This window comes from Helicobacter sp. (assembly GCF_022511165.1).
Classification (GTDB): Bacteria; Campylobacterota; Campylobacteria; order Campylobacterales; family Helicobacteraceae; genus Helicobacter_C.
This window is the reverse complement of the sequence record NZ_JAFLSB010000003.1, coordinates 26,636-45,397: the sequence shown is the minus strand read 5'-3', so window position 1 is coordinate 45,397 and position 18,762 is coordinate 26,636. Positions and strand designations below refer to the sequence as shown.

Genomic DNA, 18,762 nt, shown 5'->3' with positions numbered 1-18,762 from the left:
TTATGAATCTTGCGTAAGCTCATTTTCATCAAGTTTATAAGCAATAAATTCTCGCGAAAGGCGCACAATCGTATCATCATTTAAACGCACACTAAAAAATGTTTTCTCTGGCTTAACAATTTCAGCAATCAGCCCACCTGTGGTAATAATCTTATCGCCTTTTTGAAGCGCATCAATCATCTCTTGATGTTTTTTGCGCTTTACATTTGCTGGACGAATAAGAAGAAGATAAAAAATCGCTATAAAAAATACAATAGGAAGTAATGACATTATTACTTCTTGTGCTCCACCTTGCCCTTGCATAGTAGTCCTTTATAATAGAATAAATGCGGATTCTATCTTAGAATAGTTAAGATTTGGCTTTGCTGATTTGATGGTTGATGAGCAAAAACAACGAGCCAAGAATCCCTGCAATGCTTGAAGCAAGGAGAATTGCGACCTTTGAGACATCAGCAGATTGCACATTATCAAAGGCAAGATTAGAGACAAACATTGACATTGTAAATCCAATACCCGCAAGCATTCCTGCGCCAAAAATATGACTCCAAGTTACGCCTTGAGGACGAGCAGCAATCTTGCATTTTTCACATAAAAAGGTTAAGCCTAAGATTCCAACAGGTTTGCCCACAACAAGCCCAAGCATAATACCAAGCATAATATGATCAATATGGAAATCTATCTCTGCACTAATATCCACCCCTGCATTTGCAAAGGCAAAAAGAGGCATAATGATAAAAGCACATAAAGGTTGCAAGGCGTGTTCAAGGCGCAAAAGAGGATTCTGCACTTTGGTAAAATCTTGTGCTGCTTTATCAATCGCACTCATTTGGTCGGTATCAAGCAAGATATTTTTACGATCCTTGTCCTTATTTTCAAAGATTGTTATCATCTCCTGCACCACGGCAATAAATTCTTTTGTCTCAATTTTTGGCTTCACAGGCACACAAAATGCCAATGCCACTGCGGCGATAGTAGCGTGAATCCCCCCGTGATGCACACAAAACCAAAGCACAATTCCTATGCCTATATACACGCTTAAAGAGCGCACCCCAATATAATTCATAAAGCTCAATATACCTATAATGCCCACTGCGGCAAGTAAATATGATAAATGCAATCCTTCGGGCGATGGATAAAAAATCGCAATCACAGCAATCGCGCCTAAGTCATCAGCCACAGCTAAGGTTACAAGAAAGACTTTTAAGGCAAGAGGCACACGCTTACCCAAAAGCAAAATCACGCCTAAAGCAAAGGCAATATCTGTTGCCATTGGGATTCCAAAGCCGTGATATGAGGGGGTATTCATATTAAGCGCATAATAAATCACGCCCGGGACAATCATACCGCCTATTGCACCAATCACAGGAAAGGCAGCTTTTTGAAAGCCTGATAAATCCCCAAAAAGCAGCTCACGCTTAATCTCAAGCCCCACCATAAGAAAGAAAATTGACATCAATACATCATTAATCCAATCGTGTATGCTAAATCCATAGAATCCTCCAGCAAAACTAAAGCCAAAGGGTTGCTCCCAAAACTCCTTGTATAGATGCGATAGGGGAGAATTTGCAACTATCATCGCACTCACAGCACAGAAAAAGAGAAAAATACCACTAAAAGATTCTGCGCGAATAAAACTACTTAATGCCTCCGAAATCCTACTTGTCGTTTTCTTCATATATTCCTCCTTATTATTTAAATCACGCTCTGCTTATCTTTGAGCTTTTGAATCTCATCTTCAAGCTTTTGATGCTCTTCTTCCACACTCATACTCTCAACCTGCTTTTCTTGCCTCATCGTGCTAAGATATACCGCCAAAAGCCCAAGCACAACAGCAATAGAACTCGCTATAAGAATAGAAATCTTAGACATATCAATGCTTATCATATCATCTTTATAGGCTAAATTTGCCACAAAAATAGACATTGTAAATCCAATACCTGAAATAACACCCACAGATAAAATATGCGCATAGCTCAAATCTTTAGGTTTTGCAGCAAGGCTTAGCTTCTCACCCAAAAAACAAAACAAAAAGACGCCAATAGGCTTACCTACGACTAAACCTAAGGTTGTGCCTAGCATTACACTATTTAAACTTAAATCTATACCGCTTTGAATAGACACCCCTGCATTTGCAAAGGCAAAAAGTGGAACAAAAAAATACGCACACAAAGGCTGCAGGACAATTTCAAGGCGCACGAGAGGATTTTGGGCATAACGCGAATAAGTCCCTATGGTATCAAGCATATGCACGAGTTGAGAAGTTTTTGCCATATCAATCTTTTTCTCCGCATCTTGAGTATTAAACATAAAATTTTTGATATTTTTGACACTCCCTTTCCAAAAACTCATCTTTTCAATATCTTGAGCGTGTATCACATCATTCCAATCATTTGTTGCCACTTTCATTTTATCAAATTCTTTGAGCATATTGACAAAATATCGCCTATTCACACGCGTTCTCCCCGGGATTGCCATTGCCAAAATCACCGCTGCAATGGTTACGTGTATGCCGCTATGATGCACGCAAATCCAGAGCAAAATACCCACCAAAAAATACAAAGAGAGGTATTTTGTATCGCGATAATTGAGATAAATAAGCACAGCAATGAGTATCAATGAGGCATAAATCCACTGCATATCAAGCCCATTAGAATAAAAAATAGCAATCACCAAAATCGCGCCTAAGTCATCAGCCACAGCTAAGGTTACAAGAAAAATTTTAAGAATCTTAGGCACCCTATCACCAAGCAGCATTATTAGCCCTAGCGCAAAAGCAGTATCAGTACTCATTGCCACACCAAAGCCATTTTGATAGGCTGTGCCTGCATTAAAATAGAGATAAATCATCACAGGGCAAATAATCCCCCCAAATGCCGCAAGAAAAGAAAAGCTTACTTTTTTGAATCCAGCAAGTTCGCCATAGAGCATCTCACGCTTCATTTCTAAGCCCACAAGCAAAAAGAAAAAAGACATCAATATATCATTAATAAAATCAAGCAAACTTACTTTCAGCACAAAATCATCAAAAAATACACCAAACTCGCTACGAAAAAATGAAAAATACATCTCCGCATAAGAAGAATTTGCCACAAGCATAGCTGCCACAACACAAAAAGCAAGCAAAATACCACCAAAAGATTCGTGGGTAATAAAGCGATATAAACCCTCTTGCAATTTATCTTTAACATACGAATGTCGGCTAGGTGTAATCGTTACCTCTCCCATAGTTACGAAAACTCCTTGTATGAATAAGAATTTTGTGTTTAGGATTTTTTTGCAGATAAAACAAGGGCGCATTATACTCAAAGTAAGGTTAAAATGTAATAATCTTTACTTGCAGATTCTCTCCTACATATTTTATCCCATATTTCACCCTGCCTAAAGCTTTAAAAAAGCATATTTTAATCTCTCTTAATCTTAAAATATAAATTTATAGATTCTAGAAATAGCCCTTAAATATTGACTTCATATACCTGCTCACTGCCTTGCTTCAGTGGATAAATAATAAAGCCTCGTATGGATTTTTTTTGTTGATAAAGTGTATTTAAAAAACGCATATACCCCCTCACTTGCTCCTTTTGCTCTTCCTGCTCTCTTGCCCCACTTTTATAATCAAGCACAAAGCATTCTTTCTCATCATATAAAAGCGCATCAATGCGATAAAGACAAGATTGCTCGATATAGCTTACCTCACAAAGCATTTCCTTACCCTCTCTTAGCGCACTAAAGAGTGGATTCTCTATGGAAGCAAGGGCATAATCTATGGCTTGAGCAATGCTTTTAGAGCTTAAAGCAAAACCATAGCGATTAAAAAGAATATGCGCTATGCTCTCTTTATTTAAAGCAAAGCCTAAATAAAGCTCAAATACACTATGCAAAGCATTTCCAAAAATAATACTTTGCCATTGTGTTGCCTCAAAAATATGATGAGTTTGCTCTTGTTTAATAAATGCGCTTTGTCGCCCAAAATGTTGCATAGACTGAAGCACATTGATTTTTGTAGAATCTGCTTGCTTTTGCACAATATGAGTGTTTAGGGTGGGCAAAATATCTTTTTCATCATTTAAAAAGAGGGGTTCAAATGCGCTTAATTGCTCTTTTCTAGCAATACTTAAGCCATATTTTGCACGTGTAAAAGCTACATAAAGCACATTAAGCTCTTCTTGTTTGAGGCGATTTTTATGCGCCTCTAATGCCTGATTATACGCTCTATCAAAGCCATCACGCCCTCTGCTTTTATAATATATGCGCCCAATGTTTAGTCCATCATAGGCGTGTAAAAATCTACTCGTATCATTTTTTGGCTTATTCATTCTATCACACACAATCACATAGTCAAATTCCAAGCCCTTTGATTTATGAATTGTCATAATTTTTACGCCATCATTGCTTTGTGTAGGAGCATCACATTGTATTTTTAAAGCCATCTCTTGCACCTCATCAATACTCCCACATTCACAACTTAGCTCCAAAAATCGCATAGAAGTGCTTTGAGCTATACAAAAACTCTCAATCAAAGCAAGGACAATTTCCGCAGGGCGCATAGAATCATTAAAAGAGAGCGAGGTAATCTTAGAAATCACATTCGCACTCTCTTCATACGCCCTCCCCCATAATTTGCATATTTGTTTTTCATAAAATTTAAGCGCATTATTGATTTCATAGGAAGTAGGCGATACGCTAGATTGCGAAATAGATTCTAGAATCTGTGCATTAGAGTGTTTTTTTAAAGTCTCCTCTGCGCTTTCTTCTCCTGTATTTTTTGTCATTTGAGCAAGGCGTAAAAGCTTAATATAATTCAGTGCGCTTAAAAGTAGTCGAACTTCTTTTTTGCTAAAAAGCGAAGTGCTTGTTTCTGTAACAACGCTAATGTGTGGATTATGCGCATTTATATAATCTTTAAGCAAAAGGGCGTCCTCATTTTTAAACACCAAAATGGCAATTTGATTTTCATTTGCTCCATTATGGAGTAAAGATTCTAGCTCATCATATACCTGCACACTCAAAGTTTGGGCATCTTTGGTAGATTCTAAAACGCGCACATATCCACCCTGTATCGTATCATTAGGGCATTGGCTAGGAATATATCTTTGCTTATAGCATTCTTGGAATATACGATTATTAAAATCAATTACGCGTGGCTTTGAGCGGAAATTATAAGGGAGATTTTCTTTGTGTAAATCTCTTGTTGCCTCATCAAATACACCCGAAAAACTCCCCCGAAAGCCATAAATGCTCTGCTTTTCATCACCTACAACAAAAAGGCTTTTTTCATCAATTTTTTTACGCGAATCTCCTGATTTTATCTCATCAATAATAGGTTTTAGAATTTGATATTGCGTGAGGCTTGTATCTTGAAACTCATCAAGCAAAATATGCGTAATTTTATCATCAAGGCGAAAGTAAAAAAAATCTCTATCAATATTGCACCTTAAAAGCTCATAATTTTTTAGCATTACATCATTATAACTTAGATAATTTTCAATGCGATTTTGTCGCTGCTTGAAGCGATTAAATTGTGTAAGATACGCTCGAAGTAGCCTAAATACATCTTGTTCTTTTTTGACAAAATAAATTTTCATTAAATCAAAAATCTCCTCGCGCACCTTATCAAATGCACTCAAATCATATTTTTTAAGGTAAGAATGCTCATTCCATTTAAGGATACAATCAGGACTTTTTAGAATCTCTTCTGCGCTGCTTTTGCAAAAAAGCCTTTTTGCTCTTTTATCCCCTCCTTCAATCGATTGAATATAAGCATTAATACGCTCCATTCTTGCCTTTATCTCTTCATCAATCTCTTCTGGGCTAAGCCTAATAGGCTCTAAATCATCTCCTAGCGCATTTTGAATATCTTGAGCAGGAAAAAGGCAAAGTGAATGCAAAAAAGATAAAAATTGAGCGATACTCATTTTATGAAAGAGGCAAAATTTCACAAGAGAATCTACATCTTGTGTATGCAAAGATTGTAAAAAACGCTCATTTATAGCACCAAAATCCACATTCCCCACTTCAAAATACGCTGATACCCCCACATACCAACAAAATTTTTTTAATACAGCATAAAAAAACGCATCAATAGTCGTAATGCGTGGATTACTCTGCATAAATTCTGTATAGATTCGTTGGATATTTTGGCTTAAGATTTGATGATTTAATCCCTTTTTCTCGCATAAATCTTTATAAACAATATTTGCTGCATAAGTGTTATTATTAAGTGATATTTTTAAAGAATGCAAATGCTCATAGATTCTGTGGCGCATTTCATTTGAGGCTTTTTTAGTAAAGGTAAGAGTAAGAATCTGATGCGGATTTGCTCCACAAAAAAGCAGATAAATAAAGCGCAAGGCAAGGCTAAATGTTTTACCACTTCCTGCTGAAGCCTTAAGTGCTAAAAATTGTGCTTGTGTATGCGCCATAGCTATCCTTTGTAGATTCATTTGAGATAAGGATTATATCTCAAATAATCAAAGAGCTTAATGATAAATCTAATCAAAAAACAAACCTTGATTACACTTTACTAAACTTTTATGATACAATAACGCTTAAAATTTATCATTTATTTGAGTAAGAATTTTATGAAGGAGTTTATAATGTCAAAAAGTCTTTATGATACATTAGAAATTAGCGAAAATGCCTCAAGTGAAGAAATAAAAAAAGCCTATCGCAAACTTGCACGCAAATATCACCCAGATATTAATAAAGAAGCAGGTGCGGAAGAAAAATTTAAGGAAGTCAATGCTGCTTATGAAGTTTTAAGCGATGAAAATAAAAAAGCCCAATATGATCGTTTCGGCGATGCGATGTTTGGCGGGCAGAATTTTCACGACTTCTCACGCGCACAAGGAAGCAATGTCAATCTTGATGATTTGCTCTCCTCACTTTTTGGGCAGGGTGGCTTTAGCGCAGGAAATGGCAGTAGATTCCATTTTGGCGGTGGATTTGGTGGCTTTGGCAGAGATGATGATTTTGGCTTTAGTCACTTTAATACGCCAAATCTCAATATACAAGATAGTATTCAAATTCCATTTGAAAGCGCCGCACTTGGCGGAAGCTATCATTATAATGGGCGAAGTGGAAGCTTTGATATTAAAATACCTGTGGGCATAAAAGATGGCGAAACAATCCGCCTCAAAGGCAAAGGCAATTCACATAATGGACGAAGTGGGGATTTGCTCTTAAAGGTGCAAGTGGCTTCATCGCAAGAATACACACGTGATGAAGATGATTTATATAAAGATTTTGATGTGCCTCTTATCATCGCACTTTTTGGGGGTAAAATCACTCTACCTACGCTTTATGGCGATGCGACTATTACGATTCCGGCTAATACCAAAAATAACCAAAAATTCCGCATCAAAGGCAAAGGTATTAAAAATCGCAAGAGCGGTGATTTTGGGAATTTATATGCAAGGGCAAATATCATTTTGCCTCATACAGATAGTCTAAGCGAAGAACTACAAACAATGCTAAAAAAACAACTCGCATAAGGAGCATATTATGTATAGCTATGATGAGCCAGTATATCTTATTAGTGTGGTGGCAAAGATTCTAGAAATCCACCCCCAAACCCTGCGACAATATGAAAAAGAGGGACTTATACAGCCCGGACGCACTGATGGAAAAATGCGCTTGTATTCTCAACGCGATATTGACAAAATCAAAACAATCCTCAAACTCACGCGTGATATGGGGGTAAATCTCGCGGGAGTAGATATTATCTTGCGCCTCAAAGAAAGGCTTGATGAGCTTGATAAAATGACAGGAGATTTACGCGAAGATCTTGCAAAACATCAGGGCAAAAGCAATGTCTTGCAAACAAATGAAAGTTCCTATGAGATTATTTTATTTCAAAAAAAATAAAGTTGTCCCTTGCTAAATCTCGCCCAACTACTCCGCCCGCACACATTAGAGGAATTTATCGCTCAAGATCATATTCTTTCCCCCCAAAGCACACTTTTTAAAATGCTCAAAAATAATGCCATAGCACATTGTTTTTTTTATGGACCTCCGGGAGTGGGCAAAACGACTTTGGCACAAATTATTGCAGAAGAACTCAAAAAACCATTTGCCCTCTATAATGCTACAACCTTTAAAATCGAGGAATTGCGCCAATTTATTAAAAACTATGAAGGAGGCTTGTATCAACCGCTTGTATTCATTGATGAAATGCATCGTCTAAGTCGCACACAGCAAGAAGTGCTACTGCCTATTATGGAATCTTATAGTGCTATTATTTTTGGAGCAAGCACCTATAATCCCTTTGCCTCCCTCACTAATGCCATTCGCTCACGAAGCTTTCTCTTTGAGCTAAAACCCCTCACCGATGCGCATTTAAATGAGATTCTTACGCGTGGGCTTAACTATGTAGAAAATCATTTTCATAAAACCCCACATATCACACAAGAAGCAAGAGATTATCTCATATACTCAAGCGCAGGAGATGCCCGAGCTCTTCTTAATCTCCTTGATGCAGCTCTAAGCACGGGAGAATCTCATATCACACTGACTATGCTTCAATCCCTGCGCCCCTATGCCCTGCACGATGGTGCGAGTGAGGCACAAAGCCATTATAGCCTTATAAGCGCGCTTATTAAATCTATTCGCGGAAGCGATGTAGAGGCAAGTATTTACTATCTCGCGCGTCTTGTGAGCGCAAATGAAAATCCAGAATTTATCGCGCGGCGACTTGTGATTCTTGCAAGTGAAGATATTGGTAATGCCAATCCCAATGCGCTTAATCTAGCCACAAGCACACTCCTTGCAGTAAGCAAAATCGGCTATCCTGAATCTCGCATTATTCTCTCTCAATGCGTGATTTATCTTGCCTCTTCACCTAAAAGTAATACTGCCTACAAAGCAATTGATAAGGCTTTGGAGGCGATAAAAAATGGACTTATGCTTGAAATACCAGAGCATATTATGCCCTACTCTACGCATTATCTCTATCCACACGATTTTGGTGGCTATGTAGAGCAAAGCTATTTAGATAAAAATGGTGCGCAACATTTGCCTTTTGTAGAATCCACCACAAAAGGCTTTGAAAAAACACTCAATGAATGGCTTTTAAAAATTAAGCAAGAAACAAAAACATAAGGACAAATAATAGGGATACATATGAAAAATAAAAATTTTCTTGCCTTATTTTTTATGTTTTTTTATACCTGTAATGCCCTTGCGGCGGGGATTGATGCAAATCCAGATAAACGTGGTTGGCATATTGAGCTTAAACGATTCTCGGCAGATTTTAGCTCTACTTCTATACAAGGACAAAAGGAATATGAAGAATTCTCCGATAGTCGTATCAGCGGGGATTCTCAACTCATCGCGCAAGGAAATTTTAATTTTGGACTTGATTTTTATGCGCCTCGATATGTTGTGTTTAACTCTATTTTTGCAGAATATGGGCGCACAATCCTCATACGCGATAATGAGCGTATTACCAACACAATGGTAGATAGAATTATTCTCTCCACAGACTACACACACAGAATCTGGTATGTCCCTTCTTTTGTAGGAGGCTTTGAGGTGGGACCCTTTGGAAAAGCAAGCTACCAAAGTGGATTTGAAAATAAGCAAAAAATTACACGTCTTAGCGCTGGAGCTAAACTCTTTGATGGAATCTACCTCAAAGATTTCTCTGTGAGTGGCTTTGCTGAAGAAAACTTTACTGAAAATATCTCCGCAGCAAGCTATGGTTGGGAAGGTAGAATCAATATAGAATATAAAATCAACGAAGATTCAAAATTTTCTTATTATACAAACTTGCGCCATTATCTTTATAGCTCCACACCCGATACTTACAATCCCCTTTATCAGCTTGAGGTAGAAATTCGTTTAGATACAAAGCTCTATAATAAGCTTGCTATCGCACCTTTTGTGAAATATTATGCCCTGCAAGGACGGCACATTAGCAAATTGGGAAGTAACCTTTTTATCGGCTTTTCACTCTCCTTGAAACACACTTTTGTTGATGCAACTAAAAGGCAAAACTACAACTCCCTTACAAAAACAACTCCTTAAGCAGAGGAGCTAGAATCTTTGAAAGTTTTTATAAAAATATCTTTTTTGAATCTTACTTAATTTAAAAAAGCAGAGTAGCTTATAACACTTGTAAATTGAACCTTTATACCTTAGCTATCAATTTTCAAAATCGCCAAAAATGCCTCTTGGGGTAATTCCACTTTGCCTATGGCTTTCATTCTTTTTTTGCCCTCTTTTTGTTTTTCAAGCAATTTTCTTTTACGCGTTATATCCCCACCATAGCATTTTGCAGTTACATTTTTGCCCATAGATTTAATATTTTCTCTTGCAATGATTTTACTTCCCACACTCGCTTGAATCGCTACTTCAAAAAGCTGCCGAGGGACAATTTCTTTCATAGATTCAACTAATGCTCTCCCTTTTTCATAACTCTTTGATTTATCCACAATAATAGAAAGCGCATCGACAACTTCCCCTGCTACGCGTATATCAAGCCGAACCAAATCTCCCTCTCTATATCCAATAGGCTCATAATCAAAGCTCGCATAGCCCTTGGTGCAGGATTTGAGCTTATCGTAAAAATCCATAACAATCTCATTGCTAGGCAAAGCATACACGAGCATAACGCGCGATTGCGTGAGATAATCCATTTTTTCCTGCATACCTCGGCGATGTGAAAGCAAGGTAATGATATTCCCCACATATTCACTAGGGGTAATAATACTCGCCCTCACATAAGGTTCATAAATAGATTCTATCTTTTGTGTTGGGGGAAGCTCACTTGGATTTTGCACAAACACCATTGAGCCATCAGTAAGATGCACTTCATATACCACCGTGGGCGCGGTTGCAATGAGCGAAAGTCCAAATTCTCTTTCAAGACGCTCTTTCACTACTTCCATATGCAAAAGCCCCAAAAACCCTACGCGAAAGCCAAAACCTAGTGCCACACTTGTTTCAGGCTCAAAACTTAGGGCAGAATCATTAAGCTTAAGCTTATGCAATGCTTCACGCAATTCCTCAAATTTATCTGTTTCAATGGGATAGATTCCAGCAAATACAAAAGGTTTTGCTGCCCTAAAGCCACTTATTGGCTCATTTGTAGGATTATTTGCATCAGTAATTGTATCGCCAACTGCCATATCTGTGAGCGTTTTTAATCCAAGCGAGATAATACCAATCTCTCCGCATTCAATTCTTTGTGTTGGAATCTTTTGCACAGGGTGGGGATAATAGAGGCTTAATACCTCATATTTCTTACCACTGCTCATCATCTGCACTTCTTGTCCTACGCTCAATGCACCATCTTTTAATCGCACCAAAGCCAATGCGCCCAAATAATTATCAAACCACGAATCATAAATAAGGGCTTTTGTGGGTGCATCACTCTCTCCACTTGGAGCGGGAATATGCTCAATAATATACTCTATGAGAGCTTTTATCCCCTCTCCACTCTTTGCACTTACCTTGAGCGCATTTTGACAATCTAAACCTATGGTAGATTCTATATCCTCGCACACGCGCAAAGGGTCGGCTGCGGGCAAGTCAATTTTATTAATCACAGGCACAATTTCAAGATTATTTTCCATTGCAATATACACATTAGCAATCGTCTGTGCCTCCACACCCTGACTTGCATCAACAACAAGCAATGCCCCCTCGCAAGAAGTGAGTGAGCGTGATACCTCATAGCTAAAATCCACGTGTCCGGGCGTATCGATGAGATTGAGAATATAAGTTTTACCCTTGTAGGGGTAGTTTAAACGCACAGATTGTGCTTTAATCGTAATACCCCGCTCCTTTTCAATATCCATAGTATCCATAATCTGTGCTTTCATCTCACGCTCACTTACTGCTCCGCACTCTTGTATCAATCTATCAGCAAGGGTGGATTTGCCGTGATCAATATGAGCGATGATTGAAAAATTACGAATATGACTTTTCATTCATACCCTTTATTTGGCTTAATTTAGCGCATATTATAGCAAATAGATTTTAGCTCAATGTAACATACTCTTTAAAATGGCTCTAATCATTGCTATCCTAGCCTTGAAATTGCATTGTATTATTACATCATTTATGCAAGAAACCTTTGGAAACATAACGTTGCATTTGAGTAACATCACCCATAAGTCCGCCAGAGAGGATAAATACAAGCTCTTTGTGTTTAAAAGATTCTAAATGTTGGCGTATAAGGCAAAATGCAGGGCTATCATAAATCAAATCACACGCCACCCCTTTATTTAAAAGATACTCCCTCATCGCCCATATCTCCTTATGAGGCTTAGCAAACTTAAAGGGCGAATGCAGAATCTGCAAATGTGGCACATTTTCTCTCTCGCATTTCTTCTTGAGTTCTTTCTCGCTTCCAGCACAATTTAAAGCTATTAAAGTCGCTTTTGGAAAAAAATAATCCAAGGCTTTTTGCAAAGCAATCACCCCTACCCCGCTCCCACTGCTATAAAAAATAATCGGCTCACCCCCTATGCTTTGGGCTAATTCTTGAGCAAGTGTATTCATACCTTTGAGGGCGCACTCTACACTCCCACCTTGTGGGATAAAGAGGCTATGCTCATCAATGAGAGTTTTGGCATAAGATTCTAGGTGTGTAGTGCTACTGCCTCTTGGCAAGATATAAGGTTGCATACCATATTCAAGCGCATAGGCAAGATTCCCCATAACCATATTATTTTGCATAGCATCTCTGCTTAGATTCGCTTTATAAGAAAGATTTTGCATAGAATCTAAGTCCTTTTGTGCGCCAAGAGAGGGCATCACATATTTAAACCCTACACCCTTAAGCTTAGCCAAATAAGCCAAAGCAAGCATTGCATTGGATTGATTGCCCCCATAGCTTATCCAAGTTTTATATGCGTCTAATTCCAACAAAGCAGCAAATTTTCGTGCCTTATTGCCATTGCAAATGGGGTGGATTAAATCATCGCGTTTGAGATAAAATGAACGCCCAAATAATATCTTTTGCTCTATAACAGAGCGCGAAAAAGCAAACATTATTTACCTAAGCAAAATGTGCCAAAAAGCTTATCGAGTAATTCTGCGCTTTCATAGGGGTGAGTGATAGAGCTTATAGATTGTAGCGCATCTTTGATATGGTAAGCAAAAAGCTCTAGTTCTTCATTTTCAAACACTTCATAAGAGGTATGAATAGAATCGAGGGCATTTTTCACACAAGAAATTGCATAGCTAGAAGTAAGTATCAGGCTTTGATTTCCATTTTGCAAATTAATCACTTCTTTGAGGGATTCTATAACTTCTTGTGCTCCTTGTTTTTGCGCACTTATGGCTAATGGAGTGGGTAATATAGCTTTTTTATATGTATGTAAAAATGAGCGTAAATATGCCTCATCACATTGTTTTGGCAAATCAGTTTTATTGAGAATCACAAGGATATATTTATCTGCATAAGCTTTCAATATGTCTAACACTTCTGCATCTTTTTCATCAAAAGGGCGCGAAGCATCAAAGAGAGCAAGAATCATATCGCTTCTTTGCAATGCCTCTTTTGTCTTAGTAATCCCTATACGCTCAATCTCATCATCACTTTGGCGGATTCCGGCTGTATCAACGATGCGCACCAAGGCGCCATTAATATGAAGATTTTCTTCTATTGTATCGCGCGTTGTCCCCTCTGTCGCGCTCACAATCGCTCGTTCATACATAAGGAGCGCATTTAAAAGGGAACTTTTGCCAACATTTGGTTTGCCAATAATACTCAATGTATAACCCTCAATCAAACCACTGCGCGCAAGAGAAGATTCATATACTTGCTTTAATTCATCTCTTATTTGTTCCAAACGCCCTAATATATCCTGCCTATAATCCTCTTCTATCTCCTCGCTATAATCGATATTAACCTCAACAAGGGCGAGAATCTCAAGCAAAATTTCGCGTATGCGCTCTACAAAAATACCCACATCGCCTTTGAGCTGACGCATTAAAATCTTATTTGCCTCAAGGCTTTGAGAAGCAATAAGTCCTGCGATTGCTTGTGTTTGAGATAAATCAAGTCGCCCACCCAAGAAAGCGCGCTTGGTAAATTCTCCCGCAGATGCTACTCTTGCACCAAGTGCGAGGCAAACCTCCACAATTGCTCTAGCACTCACAAATCCGCCGTGGCATTGCACCTCGCATACATCTTGAGTTGTATAACTATGGGGGGCTGGAAAATAAAGCACAAGAGCTTCATCAAGTGCAACTCCTTGTGTATCGTAAATAGAGCATAAATGTGCATATCGTGGCTTAAAAAAATCTCTATGTGTAAGGTGCAAAGCGATTTGATAGGCATCTTTGCCACTCAAGCGCACAATACTAATCGCTCCAATGCCAACAGGTGTGGCAATAGCAACAATTGTGCTATCGTCTAAAATCGTTAATGATGATGTATTTCTCATCAGCCTCATTCTGCCGCACAGACACATACTTATCGGGAAACATATCACGCAACTTATTAAGTGCGATATAGACAAGAATCCCCTCAAGTGTCTTTGTCTGCGCTTTGCCATTAGCCCGAATAAGACGCGCTACATCTCTTAGATATATATCCATTGTTTCTTCTTGATTTTTCAAAAACTCTGCAATCTCTAGACGCAATGTGTAACCATATTTTGGATTAATCCAATTAAAAAGCAAATAGGAAAGTGCCTTATAGCGATAGCCTCTCTCACCAATAAGTAAGGCGCAATCGCGTCCATCAATATACACACAAAGCATATTATCAGCTTCTAAATGCACATCAAATTTATCAATTTCAAAAGGAAGCACCGCAAAGAGAGATTCTATCTCACTGCGAATCTGTGCCACATTTGAATCGTGATCTTGCTGAAGGGGAGCATCTTGCTTTCCCCAAATATCTTGTGAAAAATCCTGCTCAAGAGAATGCGAGTCATAGCTTGTATTTTTTGTAAATCCCGCCGAATGCTCTCTATACTCCTTGTGTGAAGATTCTCTATATGGCTTTGAATCTGTATATTCTCTTGTTTCTTTACCTTTGCTTACTTTTTCTTGTTTTGTATCTACAATAATAATTGCTTCTTTTTTGCCTAATCCCAAAAATCCATTACTAGGATTTTGCACAATCTCATATTCTAAATCGGCAACTGAACAACCAAGCTCTGTTGATGCCTTAATCAAAGCGGCTTCTAAACTTTTTTCTACAATTTTTTTCATTTTACCCCCTTTTGTTTCTTTTCTTTATGCGGTGTTGGATTATGATGATGTGCGTTATGATGCTCTGCAATCTCCTTTGCTTTTTTGTTTTCCATTACTTTATTAAGAGCCATTTGTTGAATAATAGAGAAAACATTATTAATTGTCCAATACAGCACAAGCCCCGCTGGGAAAGGAAAGATAATAAAAAATAATGTAAAAACAATGGGAAGCATTTTAAAAACTTTTTCTTGCATTGGATCTGTGAAATTTGAGGGTGTGAGTTTTTGAGAGATATACATACTTGCACCCATAAGTAAAGGAAGCACAAAATAAGGATCAATTGCGGATAAGTCATTAATCCATAAAATCCATTCTGAACTTTTCAGCTCCACTGCATTATGGAGCACACGATAAATGGCAAAAAACACAGGAATCTGCAAAAGCAAAGGCAAACAGCCACCAAGAGGATTTGCGCCGTGCTTTTTATATAAATCCATCATATGCATTTGAAGTTTTTGTGGATCATCTTTGTAACGCGTTTGCAAATCTTTCATTTTAGGGGCTAAGTCTTTAAGTTTTTGCATCGACATCATACCCCTATATGTGAGAGGATAAAGCACAATACGCACAATAAGCGTCAAAAGCACAATCGCCCAGCCCCAATTCCCGCACAAATCATAGAGATATTCAAGAAGGATAAAAAGCGGTTTAGCAAAAAAAGTAATACGTCCATATTCTACGACATCAGTAAGGCTTTCATCGATTTTTTGAAGTTCTTTGTAGATTTTTGCACCTATATATCCAGCAAAAGTCGCATTCCCCTCAAAACGTACATAAGGCATAGGATTATGTGCATTGTCTCCACTCATCACAACATACAAGCCTTGAGGCGCATCAGTAAAAAACAAACTTGTATAATACCTATCTACACTTGCTATAAAGCTTGAATAGCGCACATCAGCCGCAGTTTTGGCAAGATAATCGCTTGTAGCGTCCCCATCTTCGATTTTTGTCAAAACCCCATCTGTGCTATTACGTGTTATTACACCACGAAAGGCATAAGTATCAGGGTCAGCAGTAGGGCGCATACCATTACTCACAAAATACTCTATATCAGGGTTATTAATCTCTATGCGCACATCATAGCGGAGATTTGGGTGAATAGTAAGATATTTTGTTAGCACAACATCGCCAAGATTCTGTGTAAGAGCAATTTCAATAGGTGCACTTTCTAGGGTAATCTGCGATATGCTTGTTGTATATGGAGTGTTAAAGGCTTTTTGATTAAGGCTACTATCACTAAAACGCACTTCCATTGTATGAAGCCCAGCCTCATCAAATAAGGGCAGTTTATCCAAGGTTTCTCTATGTGATACTTTCATACCTAGCACTTCGCCTATCATACCAAAAAGACTCTTTTGCTCACCACGTGTAAAATGCTCATCTTTAAGATAAACCTGCTTAATCCTTCCAAGCGCATCAATATCTATATCGAATGTATCAGAGTGAATCTGCACGAGAATGCTTTGTTTTAAAGATTGCGAATTACTTATAGTGGGGGTATGCGTAGCCTGTGTGTCTTCTAATAAAGATTGACTAGGAGCAGTAGGAGATAAAGTGTCTTGGGAGCTAGAGATATGAGAATTTACCTTATCTATGTTTTCATTGCCTGAAGTATTTGTAGATGTGGGAGTTTGAGCAGGAGTTTGTGGGAAAAAATACGCATATACAGCAAAAAAAGCGATTGAAAGACCTACTGCAATAAGCACACGCGAAAATGATATGCCATTATCTTGTTCATTAGGACGATACATAATTATAACCTCTAAAAAAGTGATTTAATGATATAAACTCGCACAATGTAAGTTTGGTTAAATGTCTGCATTATATCTAAAAAACTTGTATTTGCAGTAGGGACGAACCAATATTTCACCTTTTTGCGCTTAAATACAATGTTTTTAAACAGAATCTTTGCTTGAGGATAGGCAATGCCTCCTGCAAAAAATGGATTGCAACTTAAGATTCGCAATAAAGACTTATAAATAGCCAAAAAAGGGTTGTCAAAATAAAGAAGCCATAATGTGTATTCAGAACAACTTGGATAATACCGACAAGCCCCTACGCTCAAAGCAGAAAGGTATCTTTGATAGAATCTAATGCCTAAAATAAAAATTTGCCGCATTATATACAGCATCAAATGCAATCCTCGCGATATTTTATGCCCTTGCAACATTAGCATTCCATTTTATATGAGGGCATTCTAGGATAAGAAACTTTTGGCAATTTTGCGCATATTTCTTGAATCTTAGCAAAGCCAAAAAGCAAATCTGTCTTTAATGTCGCAAAATCAAGGCAAGTAATACCTTCTTTAGCGACAATAACAAATATAAAATCCTTATAATCCATACGATTTTCATATACGATTGCTTTGATGCGCCTTTTTACAAGATTGCGCTTATTTGCCTTGCCAATTTTGCGAGAAATACTCAAGCCAAGATAAAGTGCTGCTTGGCGAGATAAAATAGCGTGGAGAATTTTTTTTTCTTTAAAATGATGAGGCTGAAAATGCGAGATTGAGAGTGCATAAAGCACAAAATGCTTATGAAAAAAACGTTTTGCATTTTTATAGATAAAGTCAAATTCTGCCTTTGTTTTTAGAGAATCTAACTTTATCAAAGACTAAACCTATACTGAAAGTCTTTTGCGACCTTTTGCTCTCCTTGCATTAATCACACGGCGACCATTTTTTGTTTTCATTCTTGCACGAAAACCGTGAGTGCGTTTTCTAGGTGTATTGTGAGGTTGATAAGTTCTTTTCATATTTTAGCCTTAAATTATAAAGTAAAGTCGATGATTATGCCTCTTTTATGCTTAAAAATAGGTTATTTTGACTGAAAATCCCTACTAATATCAAGGATTTTTAGCAAATCTTTATTCGCCTTTGTAATTACCCGAAATTCCACCCGCCTTGATTTATCATCATCTTCAAGCGGTTTAGCAAAAGATAAGCCATTGGCACGAAATACCTTAACCAACCACTCCTTATAGGGATTAATATTTTGAAGATTAAAACAATATTTAAGCACCTCTAATGCCCTTGCTTGTGAGAGTTCAGCATTACCAAGATAGCGCTCCTCAAGCGTATGGGCTGCAAACCAAGTTTGTGAAGTATGCCCCTCAATGCGAATCTCCTCAATATTATCTCGAAATCTCTCCAAAGATAGAATCTTCACATAACGTGGAAAAAAATCATCTAAAATATCTTTAAATCGCTTTTTTACCTGCTTTGCTCCAGTATCAAATAAGACTTCAGGCTCATTAAAGCGAATCGTATTATCCTCATCAATAGAAGCGTCCCACGCTTTTAAATCCTTACCAAACTCTTTAAGCAACGCCTCATAAAGCTCTTGTTGCAAATTAGAATAATCTTTTGCAATGGTGCTCATTGCTTCATTGAGTTCTAAAAGTTTTTGATTTTGAATCTTAAGATCCTCTTGTGTTTTTTGCGTAATAAGCATAAAAGACACCATAATGAGCAAAAAAATCATCATAATACCAGCCATCATATCAGAAATACTAATCCATTGATTATGCTTCATACTCGCCCTT

At 37.7% G+C, this 18,762-nt stretch carries 17 protein-coding genes; 4 read left to right on the top strand and 13 right to left on the bottom strand.

Going from position 1 to position 18,762, the window contains the following annotated elements; all coding sequences use genetic code 11:
- From yajC to J1E28_RS00910, 4 genes are all read right to left on the bottom strand, one after another.
- Positions 1-303, bottom strand: a complete 303-nt coding sequence (yajC, locus tag J1E28_RS00925) for a preprotein translocase subunit YajC (protein WP_291026062.1) — start codon at positions 301-303, stop codon at positions 1-3.
- Between the two features lie 46 nt (positions 304-349).
- A complete protein-coding gene (gene nhaA, locus J1E28_RS00920; RefSeq protein WP_291026061.1) occupies positions 350-1,675 on the bottom strand; it encodes a sodium/proton antiporter NhaA in 1,326 nt (441 codons plus the stop codon).
- 17 nt (positions 1,676-1,692) lie between these two features.
- Positions 1,693-3,225 (bottom strand): Na+/H+ antiporter NhaA, encoded by a 1,533-nt coding sequence (nhaA, locus tag J1E28_RS00915; RefSeq protein WP_291026060.1) that lies wholly within the window; start codon positions 3,223-3,225, stop codon positions 1,693-1,695.
- Positions 3,226-3,452: 227 nt separating this feature from the next.
- Positions 3,453-6,419, bottom strand: a complete 2,967-nt coding sequence (locus J1E28_RS00910) for a RecB-like helicase (protein ID WP_291026059.1) — start codon at positions 6,417-6,419, stop codon at positions 3,453-3,455.
- A 174-nt stretch (positions 6,420-6,593) separates the two neighbouring features.
- Here J1E28_RS00910 and J1E28_RS00905 point away from each other — a divergent pair, with 174 nt between their 5' ends.
- From J1E28_RS00905 to J1E28_RS00890, 4 genes are read left to right on the top strand one after another with little or no spacing between them, the layout of a single operon-like run.
- Positions 6,594-7,490, top strand: a complete 897-nt coding sequence (locus tag J1E28_RS00905; RefSeq protein ID WP_291026058.1) for a J domain-containing protein — start codon at positions 6,594-6,596, stop codon at positions 7,488-7,490.
- Between the two features lie 10 nt (positions 7,491-7,500).
- Positions 7,501-7,863, top strand: coding sequence for a helix-turn-helix transcriptional regulator (locus tag J1E28_RS00900; RefSeq protein WP_291026057.1), 363 nt, complete (start codon positions 7,501-7,503; stop codon positions 7,861-7,863).
- A 9-nt stretch (positions 7,864-7,872) separates the two neighbouring features.
- Complete coding sequence (locus J1E28_RS00895; protein ID WP_291026056.1) at positions 7,873-9,096, top strand: replication-associated recombination protein A; 1,224 nt, start codon at positions 7,873-7,875, stop codon at positions 9,094-9,096.
- A gap of 21 nt (positions 9,097-9,117) precedes the next feature.
- Positions 9,118-10,023: a hypothetical protein gene (locus tag J1E28_RS00890; protein ID WP_291026055.1), complete on the top strand. Its 906-nt coding sequence runs from the start codon at positions 9,118-9,120 to the stop codon at positions 10,021-10,023.
- A gap of 110 nt (positions 10,024-10,133) precedes the next feature.
- On the opposite strand, the gene lepA is transcribed toward J1E28_RS00890, so the two are convergent.
- From lepA to J1E28_RS00845, 9 genes are all read right to left on the bottom strand, one after another.
- Positions 10,134-11,930: a translation elongation factor 4 gene (gene lepA, locus J1E28_RS00885; protein WP_291026054.1), complete on the bottom strand. Its 1,797-nt coding sequence runs from the start codon at positions 11,928-11,930 to the stop codon at positions 10,134-10,136.
- A gap of 127 nt (positions 11,931-12,057) precedes the next feature.
- Positions 12,058-12,996 (bottom strand): pyridoxal-phosphate dependent enzyme, encoded by a 939-nt coding sequence (locus tag J1E28_RS00880; protein WP_291026053.1) that lies wholly within the window; start codon positions 12,994-12,996, stop codon positions 12,058-12,060.
- A complete protein-coding gene (gene mnmE / locus J1E28_RS00875; protein ID WP_291026052.1) occupies positions 12,996-14,396 on the bottom strand; it encodes a tRNA uridine-5-carboxymethylaminomethyl(34) synthesis GTPase MnmE in 1,401 nt (466 codons plus the stop codon). Before mnmE ends, J1E28_RS00880 begins: the two co-directional genes overlap by 1 nt.
- Entirely contained in the window at positions 14,359-15,171 is an 813-nt protein-coding gene (locus tag J1E28_RS00870) for a Jag N-terminal domain-containing protein (protein ID WP_291026051.1), read from the bottom strand. Before J1E28_RS00870 ends, mnmE begins: the two co-directional genes overlap by 38 nt.
- Entirely contained in the window at positions 15,168-16,967 is a 1,800-nt protein-coding gene (yidC, locus tag J1E28_RS00865) for a membrane protein insertase YidC (protein WP_291026050.1), read from the bottom strand. The genes J1E28_RS00870 and yidC overlap by 4 nt, the downstream gene beginning before the upstream one ends.
- 11 nt (positions 16,968-16,978) lie before the next feature.
- Positions 16,979-17,347, bottom strand: a complete 369-nt coding sequence (gene yidD, locus J1E28_RS00860) for a membrane protein insertion efficiency factor YidD (RefSeq protein WP_291026072.1) — start codon at positions 17,345-17,347, stop codon at positions 16,979-16,981.
- 38 nt (positions 17,348-17,385) lie between these two features.
- Positions 17,386-17,829 carry a ribonuclease P protein component gene (rnpA, locus tag J1E28_RS00855; protein WP_291026049.1) on the bottom strand — a complete coding sequence of 148 codons (444 nt, stop codon included), beginning with the start codon at positions 17,827-17,829 and terminating at the stop codon, positions 17,386-17,388.
- A 9-nt stretch (positions 17,830-17,838) separates the two neighbouring features.
- Positions 17,839-17,973, bottom strand: coding sequence for a 50S ribosomal protein L34 (rpmH, locus tag J1E28_RS00850; protein ID WP_011114959.1), 135 nt, complete (start codon positions 17,971-17,973; stop codon positions 17,839-17,841).
- A gap of 62 nt (positions 17,974-18,035) precedes the next feature.
- Complete coding sequence (locus tag J1E28_RS00845) at positions 18,036-18,752, bottom strand: OmpA family protein (protein ID WP_291026048.1); 717 nt, start codon at positions 18,750-18,752, stop codon at positions 18,036-18,038.
- Positions 18,753-18,762 lie beyond the last annotated feature (10 nt).